The organism is Sphingobacterium sp. UBA7625, from assembly GCF_002484085.1.
In the GTDB taxonomy this organism is placed as follows: domain Bacteria; phylum Bacteroidota; class Bacteroidia; order Sphingobacteriales; family Sphingobacteriaceae; genus Sphingobacterium; species Sphingobacterium athyrii.
The window spans coordinates 97,833-110,328 of the sequence record NZ_DLJD01000059.1 but is presented as its reverse complement, the minus strand read 5'-3'; the positions used below and the strand labels follow the sequence as shown (position 1 = coordinate 110,328).

Annotated in this window: 11 protein-coding genes; 4 read left to right on the top strand and 7 right to left on the bottom strand. The window is 39.7% G+C overall.

The window, feature by feature from the left end; genetic code table 11:
* Positions 1 to 6: 6 nt before the first annotated feature.
* Both B4G94_RS25735 and B4G94_RS25730 read right to left on the bottom strand, forming a co-directional pair.
* The gene (locus B4G94_RS25735) at positions 7 to 840 is read right to left on the bottom strand and encodes a helix-turn-helix domain-containing protein (RefSeq protein ID WP_286862990.1); all 834 of its coding nucleotides are present in this window, start codon (positions 838 to 840) and stop codon (positions 7 to 9) included.
* On the bottom strand, positions 827 to 1,270 hold the full coding sequence (locus B4G94_RS25730) for a response regulator (RefSeq protein ID WP_286862988.1): 444 nt from the start codon (positions 1,268 to 1,270) through the stop codon (positions 827 to 829). The genes B4G94_RS25735 and B4G94_RS25730 overlap by 14 nt, the downstream gene beginning before the upstream one ends.
* Before the next feature lie 531 nt (positions 1,271 to 1,801).
* Between B4G94_RS25730 and B4G94_RS25725 the strand changes: the two genes are divergently transcribed.
* A complete protein-coding gene (locus B4G94_RS25725) occupies positions 1,802 to 3,043 on the top strand; it encodes a tyrosine-type recombinase/integrase (protein ID WP_286862987.1) in 1,242 nt (413 codons plus the stop codon).
* A 121-nt stretch (positions 3,044 to 3,164) separates the two neighbouring features.
* Here the strand turns inward: B4G94_RS25725 and B4G94_RS25720 are convergent, their stop codons facing one another.
* Complete coding sequence (locus B4G94_RS25720; RefSeq protein WP_286862985.1) at positions 3,165 to 3,953, bottom strand: HAEPLYID family protein; 789 nt, start codon at positions 3,951 to 3,953, stop codon at positions 3,165 to 3,167.
* Between the two features lie 48 nt (positions 3,954 to 4,001).
* A complete protein-coding gene (locus B4G94_RS25715) occupies positions 4,002 to 4,454 on the bottom strand; it encodes a hypothetical protein (RefSeq protein ID WP_286862984.1) in 453 nt (150 codons plus the stop codon).
* Positions 4,455 to 4,640: 186 nt separating this feature from the next.
* On the opposite strand from B4G94_RS25715, the gene B4G94_RS25710 reads away from it, so the two are divergent.
* The 3 genes from B4G94_RS25710 to B4G94_RS25700 all read left to right on the top strand — a co-directional run bounded on the left by B4G94_RS25710 (position 4,641) and on the right by B4G94_RS25700 (position 7,498).
* Positions 4,641 to 5,309 carry a hypothetical protein gene (locus B4G94_RS25710; RefSeq protein ID WP_286862983.1) on the top strand — a complete coding sequence of 223 codons (669 nt, stop codon included), beginning with the start codon at positions 4,641 to 4,643 and terminating at the stop codon, positions 5,307 to 5,309.
* A 553-nt stretch (positions 5,310 to 5,862) separates the two neighbouring features.
* Entirely contained in the window at positions 5,863 to 6,627 is a 765-nt protein-coding gene (locus tag B4G94_RS25705) for a helix-turn-helix transcriptional regulator (RefSeq protein WP_286862982.1), read from the top strand.
* 55 nt (positions 6,628 to 6,682) lie between these two features.
* Positions 6,683 to 7,498 (top strand): LuxR C-terminal-related transcriptional regulator, encoded by an 816-nt coding sequence (locus B4G94_RS25700; RefSeq protein WP_286862981.1) that lies wholly within the window; start codon positions 6,683 to 6,685, stop codon positions 7,496 to 7,498.
* A gap of 143 nt (positions 7,499 to 7,641) precedes the next feature.
* Here the strand turns inward: B4G94_RS25700 and B4G94_RS25695 are convergent, their stop codons facing one another.
* The 3 genes from B4G94_RS25695 to B4G94_RS25685 all read right to left on the bottom strand — a co-directional run bounded on the left by B4G94_RS25695 (position 7,642) and on the right by B4G94_RS25685 (position 12,433).
* A complete protein-coding gene (locus B4G94_RS25695; RefSeq protein ID WP_286862980.1) occupies positions 7,642 to 9,978 on the bottom strand; it encodes an Ig-like domain-containing protein in 2,337 nt (778 codons plus the stop codon).
* Positions 9,979 to 10,108: 130 nt separating this feature from the next.
* Complete coding sequence (locus B4G94_RS25690) at positions 10,109 to 11,296, bottom strand: aminopeptidase C (protein WP_286862979.1); 1,188 nt, start codon at positions 11,294 to 11,296, stop codon at positions 10,109 to 10,111.
* A 9-nt stretch (positions 11,297 to 11,305) separates the two neighbouring features.
* A complete protein-coding gene (locus tag B4G94_RS25685) occupies positions 11,306 to 12,433 on the bottom strand; it encodes an acyltransferase family protein (RefSeq protein WP_286862978.1) in 1,128 nt (375 codons plus the stop codon).
* Positions 12,434 to 12,496 lie beyond the last annotated feature (63 nt).

Below are 12,496 nucleotides of genomic sequence, written 5' to 3'. Positions count from 1 at the left end.
TCTCAGCTAACTTTGCCTCAACGCACGTGGAATATGGCCTGTCTGCTTTTTCACAAAATTCCGGAAGTTGGATTCATCGTTGAACCCCATTTCATAGGATATCTGTGAAATAGATAGACTGGTATGCTTGATATATTTTACAGCCTGCTGAACTAAAACGGACAAAATCAACGATTTGGCGGTTTTGCCAGTCACCGATAAACATATATCTGTTAGCTTGCGCGCAGTGACGTGAAGCTGATCTGCATAGAATTGTACATAGGTATGTTCCCTGCAATGTTTATGAATCAACATCGAAAAATGATTTACCAGCGCAATATCGCTTGCGTTCTTTAGCTGCGACATGTGATCGCCTGCCGCTATATCATGATACGCATCCAATAAAAGCGATTCCACACAGTGGTGTGCAACACGATCAAATATATGCCCCTGCATTCGCACCATAACGAGGCGGCTCGTAATCTGTTGATTAAAAACCTGTTCGCCAAAGCGAGAGTCATGATACAGAACCGGGCTTTCTCCAAAAAATAATGGTGAATGAATTGTAGCGGTATCCTCGAGTGAACGTTCATAAAATGCGGCAGTGAAACAAAGCAGATAACCTTTGCCCAAACGCACATTTGACATGTCAATAAACCTACCGGGACCAACAAAAATCATCTGATTTGTGGCAAGACGATACTTTTCTTTCTCAACTACGATATCAATCGGTTCGAAAGTCTTGATTATCGTAAAAAAATCCCGTCTGTTCTGTCCGAAGTCCTGATCAGGAATACTCCGAAAACTAAAAAACTCAAAGCCGCCAGTCGTGATATCGCCAAGTTTATCAGGAGTTGTCATGCGAAACGATTGAAATGTTTTTTCTAATGATTACGGGCCGCTCATATTGTATCCCCATCTTTCCATAACCGAAAATTGCCTCCAACATCTGTTTCGGATTGCGTTTTGAAAAAATCCGCAGCGCTCCATTACGTCTGAAATCATTTATTTCGATCAGACAATCAGTAGCCGTATACCCGAATACTTTAATGGATGGAAATCGACGGCTCATTTCGCGCACGGTATCTATCCCATTCATCACAGGCATGTGCAGATCCAAAATACAAATCTGGGGCAATACTTTGCAAGAAGCAAGATGCCGGAGCAATTCGCTCCCGTTATCCGCCATAAATTGCAGGTCAAACAGATCAAGCTGCGCAGAAAGTAGCTCAATAATCTTTTGCTGGAGCCTGCAGTCATCTGCAAAAATCAACTTAATCTTGTTTTCCATGTATGCTTATTTTTCATTAAACTATAGTACTCCATCATTAAACCATCAAAAGATTAAGACGGAAGTATTTTCGTTTCCAACAATTTAATTTTCGAGACTTTGTTACAATCAAGTTTTATTTTTTCCCCGTCTATCTCAGGAGAAATTTTATCGAAAGAATTCTCCGATTCGACAAGTATTACCTCAACTTTTGGTTGTATATAATTACGTTTCGATTTCATCATTATGCTATGATTAGTTTTTTAAACATTTTCTAAATAACCACTTGGGGTAATAATGTTAGTCTAATTCAGACTAAAAAAAATATATTAATGCCTGATTTTCAATTATATAAATTTTACTCATTTTGATACGATAAGCATTCAGCTATTAATCTAGTATTTTTTTAATTCCATGGTTATTTTAACACAATCGTTTGCACTCGTTTAAAATAAAAATGGTATATTTGAGTAAGTGAAATTGTAGTCTGAATTAGACTAATTCGTATATACTATTATCTTTATACTCAGATATTAGTAAAAAGTGTACGCGATGATTTTCAATTTTACCCTGTTGAGTACAGGCTCGACATCCCTGATTGCCCTAAAATTTATCGATGAACAACAAAAAGAGTTTGTCGTTAAAACATCCTTAAAAATCATTCCTAACCGTTGGAATCAAGACAAACAGCGTCCGGACAACATTTATTTAAAAATTTATAAAAAGCTTAACGCAAAATTAGACGCGACCAAAATTGCCATATCAAATTACCTGAAGGAGGTAGCATTTAAACAACGTAAATTCTCACTCAATGTTTTAACCCAGCTCATAAAAAAATGCTGCATTTTAAAAGAAAGCCCTTTCGAAGCCGGAAGTCTATTGGAAGCGACAGACAACTTTATCCAGAGCCGTCTGCACCTCATTTCCGACATTACACATCGGCGGTACAAAGTCTTTTTTAATATGTTAAGGCGTTTCGAAGGTTTCCAGCGTAGAAATCTGATGATCAATGAAGTAAACAGCGACTTTGTAAAAGAATTTATAAAATTCGGAGAATTGGAAGCCTATAGCTCGAGCACAATTTATCGCACCATATATTTTGTTCGTACTGTCCTCAATTTCTTAGAAAAAAGAGGAATACGCACTTTAGTTTATGAACTGGAACTTCCAAAAATCAAAAAACAAAACCGTGTCATCAGCCTCACTGAAGACGAACTCATTCGAATCAAAGATACTGTCGTCCCTCCAGAATTGAAGGCTGCCAAAGACTGGTTGGTCATTAGCTGCTATACGGGGCAACGCGTTTCGGATTTTATGAATTTTAATCTTGATATGATGGAAATCCTTGACGGAAAACCCTGTCTTTCTTTTACGCAGCAGAAAACACAAAAGACAATACTGCTACCGTTGCATCCGACGGCCATAAACATTATGTCTGACAATGGAAACAACTTCCCTTCAAAACTTTCTGCTCAGAAATACAATGAACAGATTAAGGAAATCGCACGCCTTGCCGGTATAAATAGCCTGATCAAAGTTCGCACCCGAAGTGGTTTCAGGTCGACAGAAAAGCTGGTACAAAAGTGGGAAGCCATTACCAGCCATATCGGCCGACGTAGCTTTGCCTCTAATTTCTACGGCAAGATCCCAACACCGTTGCTTATGCAAGCAACAGGACATAGTACCGAGCTGATGTTTCAGCGCTATATCAGTAATACGGATACTGAACGAACACGCTCGCTTGGGGTTTATCTTGACGAATTATATAAAAGTAAATTCGTAGTGCCAGGATAAATTTAAATTTTTATTTCATGAATTATTGCACATAAAAGCGTAAATAAAATAAATTGCATCAACAACTAAAACAAGAAAATCCGCAAATTGCGAACGCTATTTCTTCGGATTAAAAACATTTTTAAAGCTGATAAATTAAGCGAAAAAATGAGCTGATCGCGTTTTCCATCCCCCCAATCGGAAAGCCGACAGCCATTCCGACAGCTAATTTATCATTCAGCCCCAATTTCACTTGTGGACGGAATGTTGTCTCCAGATTTCCTGAAGTAACTTCCTGATTCACCTCAAGACCAATAAAATGATCCGTTAGTGGCAAGGTATAATGCAGGGAGGTATTGATTTGCCAATTCATTTTGGTGGTATGTGATTTATAATGATAGGCAATTTCCGGTCCGGTATAAATCAATGTATGCCAGTTCGTATGCCAACTCTTTGCAGCGACGAAAAAGGGATTGAACGCTGTCCCCCCCGCAATGAAATTAAATAGCTGTGTATACCCTACCGCTAATGTTGTCGCCTGTTTTTTTGAGACATAAAAAGAATATTGTGATGACAGTCGCAAGCGTTCGAGTTCGTTGCTTGACTTTACATGCTCCATTTTACTTTTTGAATACATAAAATCGGTTTCCACTTCCAGCCCCAGACGCTCAATGGGCGCGAACTCATACTCCATTAAATAACCGTATTCATCCACGCTACGCATTCTTTTAATATCTGCCCCCACATTAAACTCCTTCTCCCCCTTTCTTGCACCGAGGTCCCGAACAAGATCATTGTATAACGGTTCCGCATGATGTACTTTATCGGGTAGGACTTTATTTTCTTGTGCATTGACCGAAAAAGAACACAGCAGGATACAAATTGTAAAGACTGTACCTAAAAGCTTTAGAAGTGATTTGTTGTTTTTCATACGACAAACCTCCAAGCGAATTATGGAAACAATTGGGAATTTTATCTCTTATCCCATTTTTTTTATTACCCAGATAAAAGCAATCATCTGCCCTAAAAAACAACATAACCAAAGCGGTAATAAAACCAAATACCACTGGCATTTCTTTCGTCCCCGACTGTAAGCTTCAGACCACAACACAATAGACTTAAACGCAACAAAAATGGTTGTAAAGACAAAGCCCAAGATTGCAATTACTACCCCAATCCACAAGATATCAGCAGAAAGATAGTTTCCAAAGAATTCGTCTGTTAGACAAGAATTCATAACCAGTACTGCAATAGCTGTAAGCATAATTATATAGCAAATGAGCACCCTTTCCAATAGCAATTTTGTATTGAACGTATATTTAGCTGCAGGTACCGGGCCAAACCAATATATCCCCATCCCCAATCCAACAAGGGTGGTGGTCATGCTTGGCAAATACAATAAAAACAATATGTAATCTGTGTCAAATAGCATTATTTTTCATTTCATAGGTTATTTTGGAAGGCCCTTAAATAATAGAACGAAGAGCATATCAATATCCAAAGTAAAGCTATACAAAATGGGAATCGTGCAAAATACCCCAAACGCGGTATTTTATTATCCTTTGTGAGGGTCTAATTTTGGAAAAGTATATTACAACAACTTATTATCCCAAAAGCTATGAAAAAAGTATTACTATTATTAGCCTGTTTCAGTTTGCTGTATTACACAGCGGATGCTCAATCCAAACCTGGAAAAAAATATTTGAACATTGGTTATGTCTCGCAACATCTCAAAGCGGCTGATGACCTTGATGGTGAATCCAAAATCAAGAGTAAGTTTGGCGCCTCACTCAGCAGTGGCCGTACATTCTTCCTGAATCAGGAACCGATTGCTAAAGTGCTATATTTTGGCATCGACTGGACTTATCTTGATTTAAATTATGCCCAATTTAAACAAACTGAGACCTATTCCATTGAAGACGGAAATGGCGGCATGATTACCGAGACAGATAACTATGTTACCCATAAAGGAGAAATCGGTATGCAGGTTGGTCCATCCGTCCATGTAGGTCTGACAGATGGGTTTACAGTATCAGGCCATGTCCGCTATGCTCCCTCCTACTCTTTACTTTATGCTGATGAAGAATTTTCCGGTGGGTTTGGCAACTTTTTCACGACAGGCCTATCAGCCAACTATGGTGCATTTGGACTAGGTTTTGAAGCACGCTGGGGATCAGCTAAACATAGTTTCAATATTGACATTGACGAGCTTGAAGAACAGGAAGTAACCGTAAAAGAGAAAATAAAACTGAACGGAAGCCGTATATTTTTGGCATTCAGATTTTAAACTATCCTAAAAAAACAGCAATAACGGCAGATATAATTTCTGCTATATAAACCTTGTAAAAGAGAAATATTATAAAACACTTCACGTAAAACACAACACCCATCCCCTGTGGATGACAATATGCTTCTTCATCCTGTTATTTACAGGATGTAGTAAAGACAATGACCTCATTGATGAAAACGATGCAAAAAAAAAGACGGAACTGGATCCCAGCGCTGGGATGAAGGTGATGGGCGTTTCGATCTCGAACCCTTCTCAAAAAATAACATTTACACCTCCAAATACACTGGTAGCCTCAAGACTGAGGCTGCCTTTTTTGACTTATACAAGGACCAACAATGAAAGACCAGAAACTCTTTTCTTATCTCATTAAATTAGCTCCGTTATTAGTAGCTATTTTGTACAGTTTCCTTGCCATCTTATTTGACATTTTACCATTATTTCACTATTTTTAGGCGATCTCAGCCGTATATGAAAAACAAGGATACCTAGCCAGTATCATTGTACTCGTTTTTGCTATTTTCTATGTAATAGATATTTAACCGATTGGAAGATGAAAAAACAGCAACATTTACTCTCTAACCTTTGGGACAGTTATCCTGATGCCATTTCTACTCAATACTCGGTTCCCAAAAAAGTGAACATTGGCCGATTTTTAACCGAGCTTTTGGCCATTGGCCCTTTTTATTATTATGTTATCAATATCGCAGATAATAGCTTGCATCATATTCATGAGAATCTACTTTCTTTACATGGCACAAAAACTTACCCAAGCACCGTAAAGAACATTATTGATTATATTCACCCCGAAGACTTAAATTTTGTCTTTGAAGCAGAGAAGGCGACCTTATTAAAAATGGAAGAAATGGGTTTTGGAAAAAATATATTATACAGAACCTCGTATTGTTTTCGAATGAAAGTAGCGGATGGAACGTATCATCTTTTTCATCACCAAGGGATTCATTTGAGCCAAGATCAAGAAGGACGTTTTACGACAGCATTGAATATTCATACGGACATCAATCACATTACCACTATTAACAATCATATTGTCCTTGTAAAAGCTGTAGGTGATCGCAATTACTGTCAACTAGATCTCTCAGCAGGACCAGCCGAACTTAACTTGCCAAAACTTTCCAAACGTGAAATGGAAGTACTCCGTTTATTAACGCAGGGACTGTCGAGCCAACAGATTGCTGACAAACTTTTTATTTCCCCATTGACCGTTCGTGTACACCGGAAAAACCTTCTCAAGAAGACGGCATGTTCCAATAGTGGTTGCTTAATCAAAAAATGTATTGAATTTGGCTTAATCTAAAAATACTCCAAATGGGGTATTTTACCCTAACTCTCCTATTGCTAATATTGTAAGGATGAAAAACAAGGAACATAGCCTGATTCCTATTTGGGAAAAATATCCGGAGATCTTTTCCTCAGAAGATACCGTGATGGATGCTACATCCATCCTTGAATTAATTTCAGAAATATTTATTACAGGTGATTATTACTACTATCTTATTGATATCCTCAAACAGCAGCTCAGTCATCAACATCCACAGCTCTGTGTTATACACGGCTTGGCAACTGTACCAGGCCACTTGCAGGAGATTATAGACCTAATCCACCCTGATGATCTTTCCTTTGTCCTTGAAGCCGAAGAACATTGTTATTATAAAGTCTTGGAAATAGGTGTAGAGCATATTAAAGCCCTCAAGACCTGTTATTGTTTTCGCATGCGTGTCGCAGACGGTTCTTACCGCCTGTTTCATCATCAAGCTATAGCCTTGATCACAGATAAAGAAAATAAGATCGTCCGTAGTCTCAATATTCATACCGATATTTCCCATCTGACGCGGACCAATAATTATATTGCGACAGTGATGGGCATTAATGGCCGCACTGACTTCTATCAAATAGACCTATCGGCCAAACCAAAAAAGGATTATAGCAACTGCCCATTGACCAAACGTGAACTTGAACTGCTGCCTTTTATCGCCCAAGGGATGTCGAGCATTGAAATTGCAAAACAACTTGAAATATCCCAGTTGACGGTGCGCGTACACCGGAAAAATATACTCCGCAAGACCAATACCTGCAACAGCAGCTCACTCATCAAACGCTGTATAGAATTGGGCCTTCTTCTGCATGCACAGATTATCAATCTCCCTCTTCCTGACGTATTATTCTAGCTCAAGTTTCATTGCAAAGAAAACATGCATTGCAAATTAGCTGTTATACTATTCAAAAAAAAGACTATTCTTTCGAATAGCCTTTCTACTTATTTAAATAAATGGAAATATATAGTTCCTAAACAAAACATATTAACATCTCCTTATTGGAGCTTTATACTACTCCAAAACTGATTAAATGTACAGGCGTCAAAACCTGTCATCATCGTATTGGGCCTAATGGTACCATCAGCAAATAAAATGAAGTTGGCACTCATGCCGTACACCATCGGTGGTTGAGCAGGCGATGTAATCACGCCAATTACCCGTTTCATGGTATAAGGAATAACACTATTTTTATCTGGGCAACCATAGACCGGCGCATAACTATTAATATGAGCTGTTTCAAAAGTTGTTATAACACCATTTTTCGGATATTTGACACTTTTCATATCTACTTTACCATCGCTCCTATAAGTAAACGTCAGCACTTCATCACTATTCCCATTTATCGGGTCTCCACCTCCTTCTATCCGGAGCGTTTTGCCCACAAATGTCCTATAAAGTTGATTGCTGATCGTTAGATCTATAACAATACTATCCATGCGTCCAGTAACAGGATCGGAGAATTTCACCGCCCAATTCTTTAGAACAATATCATTGGATTGAAATGTCCGGTTGGCATATCTTGAAGTAGCAATCAGACCTTTCGTAGATTGTATAAAATGCGCTATGGATCCATCTGAATAATTCAACAGCTTCCCATCTTCCTTAATATTAAACGTAATCAGTTCATTTTCCATTATTGTAACCGCATCGCCATTTTTCCATTCCCGCATCACACTTACTTTAGTCATATCAGAATTATCCGTCTCATGTTTCATCTGGACAAGAGTAAAATTCCTACGCTTCTGCTTATAGCTAAATGTTGTTTCCACCTTTGGGATAGGCTGTCCATTGTTTCCAATTACTTGTACCTTTACCGTTTCGGGTTTCTCCTGCTGCTTTCCGACCGTATAATAAGTCTTCGCTAATCCCTGATCATCTGTCTGCAGTTGTGTCTCGCTCAATGTGCCCACGATAATCCCCCAGGATACCGACTGCACCGTCCAGCTGACACCAATATTCTTTAGCGGCTGTCCCGCTTTGTTGGTCACTTTTACAACCAATGGTGCTTTCAGTTTTTCTTCCCAGTCCACTTCTTGCCCCGCACCACTGACAATGGTAATCCGCGCAGGCTCCCGGTCAGCGATAGCAACTTCCTGTTTCGCAAAAACAGCCCCTTCATGCGCACTGAACCTATAAAACACATTTAACTTACTTCCAAGCTTGGGTTTCACCATCGCCTGATGCAGATTATATACAAGTTCCACGATCCCTTTTTCTTTATCAGAGCTCAGGGTTTGTTCTGATAAAACATGAACTTTTCCTTCCTGCTCCAATTCCACCCTGAAGTCTACAAACACCGGATTTCCAATCAACGCTTTCTTGTTCTTGTCCTCAACCTGCATGACTAGTTTTAACCGTCCCGCCAGATCGGTCTCATCGTATACTAGCGTGGAGTTTTTCAATAGAGGTATCAACTGCATATTTTTTAGGTTGACTGCAGCTTGTCCTTGGCCAAAATACCAGTTGAAAGTCGACAAAGGATCGGTTTTGTCTAAAGGATCTGTATGAAAAGAACCAAATAACAGGCCTGCCTTCGCGAGCATTGTACTCATCGTCCCCATATCATACCATAGTGCGCTAAAGGCATCCGCTGTTACGGAAGATTGCTCCAGCTTACTTGATAAGGTTCCCATACCTTCATTGGAAAGATCGACCAATGGTCCCAATACCGTATTTACATACTGTAAAACTACGCCAGTTGTCGCAGTGACTGAGGGCTGTTTTGCAGGCCTTTTTATCCCCGGGAAACCTAATGTGTCTTTAGCAGTGGTATCGGCCGCTCTATTGGCTGCACGCGCAGCCAGTTTGTATGTTCCCACAGGTTTACCATCCCGCAGATAAACGCTATTTACGAGTTCCTCTACTTTTTTATCCCAATCGACCCGATAGAGCTGGAATTCAAATTCCTTCAGGCTGTATTGGCTGATTTTCAGTATAACCGGTAAACGCTTCCCTTCACGTTCAGTATACATACGTAGGATCTGATGCTCTTCATCCATCTCAACGATACATTGATCACCTTTATTTGCACTGAAAACGATGCGATGATCAGACCCGAGATCACTGGCCGACTCTGGAGAAATATAATACGCAAGGTATCCACTTTGATAGTCAGCTTTAGCGTATAACTCCTGCTTACTACCCGCTCCAGCACTTCCTGACACATACACATTACCAATTCCTGGCATTTGTTTGCTGTTGTACGCCGCCCGCTCTTTTTTTTCTAGCTGTCCGGTATTATCTTCATCTATTTCGCGTTCTTTTTTCGCACAGCTAATGGCTAAAAAATATCCCATGCACAGCATAAGAATATATAGGCTTATTCTTTTCATAATTTCACCCTTTCTTTAGGCGTAAAATTAATGGAGTACCTTAATCTATAAAATACCTCATTTGGGGTATTTTACAACTATTTCTATTGAATTATAGGAAAGAACAAACCTTCCTGCCTTTATACTAGACTTATAACGCTTTCAAATTAATCTTAGCCGACAGTACTGGATTAAGCGCCCCTTTATGCAACATCAAGGTAATCGTTTTGTATTTCACGAATTCTTTGGTGACGTACATATACCCTTTAAAATCGTTGGCCTTTCCCCATGAATTTTTAACAAGGTAGTATTCCTTTCCCAGCTGGTCCCTGGCCAGCCCGACGATATGCATTGCATGATCATCTGTGGTCTCCCAATTGTCGAAGGCCATCTGCCGCTCTTCGGCAGTAACTTTCCTTTCGGGCATCGGTTTGACGAACATGGCTTTTTTCTCTTCGCTGGACATCCTGTCAAAGGGCTTTTCGGGAACATAAGCAATACCATAAGGCCATGAGAACCCCTTCTCAGACACATCCGTTGTCCAGGCAATGGTAAAGCCCTGCTGCAATGCTGTATCAATAATCCCGGTTAGATCTTGCATCGGTACATTATAAAAACGATCAAAAGACCAATTGTCTGGCACCATTAGCACAAAAGGCTTATAGTACGGCTGATCTGTTACAGAAGCAAAGCCAATGTAATCATCAGGATCGATGCCGATCACCTGATCCGCAAATGATCGTGCCGTATAGGTTTTGCCCTTAAAGTCAAATTTTTCAGGTACCTCCCCAAGATGAGCATCAAGTGCAGCGCGGTAAGCCTGTTCCCAATTGGGGGTCAGTGGCCTGCTTTTCACAAGCACTTTGAGCATGGCATTCAGCTTGGGGGTCATTTTCTTAAAATCATTGTAGGTTTGGTTGCCGCGTAAGCCTGCGTAAGCAGTCCTCGGCATCGCACCGTACTTGCGAAATACATTCAGCACATCATGTAATTGCCCACCTTCACCCATCGTCAGCCCTCCGTGGAGACGCACAAAATTATGCGCTTTGTCCACATAGGCCTGTCGGGCTGTATAAACCTGTGAAATTTCAACAGGCTCTTTTCCCATGCGGATCATCTCCGACTCCAAAAATGAATTACCGGTATAGGACCAACAGGTATTCGATGCGCCCTGTTGTTTCACCGGAGTACAGCCAAGATTGATGACATCTGTAAATACATATTCCGTCCGCATCCGCTTGTACTTGTTTTTAATCAGTATTTTGCGGCCATAGTTGACTAGCAATGCCCCGATAACCAATACAAGTAGAATAATGACAGGCCTTTTATATCTTTTCATAAATTCTGATTAACGTCCGCCACTGACAATTGCCGTAAACCGAGGCCATAACTGCTTTAAAAAACTGTAAATCATCAAACCAAAAACAATGATAATAACGGGACAGAAAAAGTACAGGAACAGCAATAAGACTTCAGACTGTGGCTTGAGTACCTTAAATAAAAATTTGACCACAAAGACCAGCGGCAAACGATGGTAGACAAAAATAAAAAAGCTGCCATTGGCCAGGAACAGGTTTGGGCGCCAGCTTTCTTTTCCTATAAAATGAGCAACAACTGACACCGTAGCAATAAGACCTATGCTAATTCCCGCACAGTATAAATCAACCCACCAGCTTTTGTTCATAAATAATAACTGTGCCACAACAAGCAGGACATACAAAGGCACCGCGATCGATAGCATCGGCCGCATACCACTGACAAAGTTTTTATTGTTGATACTAAAATACGCCCCTGCAGTGAAGAAAAAGAAAGAAACCGTACTCAACCCCGGAAAATAAAAAAATGGATTAAAAATCCAGAGCAATCCCAATATAATTACGGCATAGGCCCGTAGCTTTTTGATCAGAAAATAGATTATTGGCGAAAACAGCACTACAACCATCAGATCACGGATAAACCAAAAGGGTGAATTAACAGGCAACGATTTCTTCAAATGCGGGTTAATCTGAGAGGTATCCCAAAAGGACCATAGCCAGTCCAGCATGCTATAATCCGTTATTAATTTGTTTCTTCCTGAAACTAAACTGCCCGACAAGAATGTCTGTGCAAGCAAAAGGAATAAAATGACCAACAGATTCCAGAAAACATAAGGAACCAACAGAGACCGGACACGATTTTTTAATTTTTGCAAATAAATTTCTCTAGAAAAACCAGCGGTTTTATAAAAAAACAGGAACCCTGAAATAAAAAAGAAAAGTGGTACACAGACCTCAAAAATAACTTTCGAAAACAAGAAAAAAACAGACGAGAAAATAGGATAATCCCTAAAGCTGATCTGTTTTGCTCCGGCCATGACAATATCAGAAAAATCGGTATGGATAAATACCACACCCACAATCAGGGGAAAGCGCAAAAAATCAATGGTCATGGATTGCAGCTTTTCTTCAGGCATTTTATAATGATAATCTTTATCCATTAGTTAGATTTACAATATGAATTAGCGCCATTAAATTACACATTTATAAGTAAATATCCCGCA

Coding starts and splice junctions, on each gene's coding strand:
- B4G94_RS25715 (WP_286862984.1), bottom strand. CDS start 4,454: ATGCTATTTGACACAGATTACATATTGTTTTTATTGTATTTGCCAAGC.
- B4G94_RS25730 (WP_286862988.1), bottom strand. CDS start 1,270: ATGGAAAACAAGATTAAGTTGATTTTTGCAGATGACTGCAGGCTCCAG.
- B4G94_RS25720 (WP_286862985.1), bottom strand. CDS start 3,953: ATGAAAAACAACAAATCACTTCTAAAGCTTTTAGGTACAGTCTTTACA.
- B4G94_RS25690 (WP_286862979.1), bottom strand. CDS start 11,296: ATGAAAAGATATAAAAGGCCTGTCATTATTCTACTTGTATTGGTTATC.
- B4G94_RS25685 (WP_286862978.1), bottom strand. CDS start 12,433: ATGGATAAAGATTATCATTATAAAATGCCTGAAGAAAAGCTGCAATCC.
- B4G94_RS25735 (WP_286862990.1), bottom strand. CDS start 840: ATGACAACTCCTGATAAACTTGGCGATATCACGACTGGCGGCTTTGAG.
- B4G94_RS25725 (WP_286862987.1), top strand. CDS start 1,802: ATGATTTTCAATTTTACCCTGTTGAGTACAGGCTCGACATCCCTGATT.
- B4G94_RS25710 (WP_286862983.1), top strand. CDS start 4,641: ATGAAAAAAGTATTACTATTATTAGCCTGTTTCAGTTTGCTGTATTAC.
- B4G94_RS25705 (WP_286862982.1), top strand. CDS start 5,863: ATGAAAAAACAGCAACATTTACTCTCTAACCTTTGGGACAGTTATCCT.
- B4G94_RS25700 (WP_286862981.1), top strand. CDS start 6,683: ATGAAAAACAAGGAACATAGCCTGATTCCTATTTGGGAAAAATATCCG.
- B4G94_RS25695 (WP_286862980.1), bottom strand. CDS start 9,978: ATGAAAAGAATAAGCCTATATATTCTTATGCTGTGCATGGGATATTTT.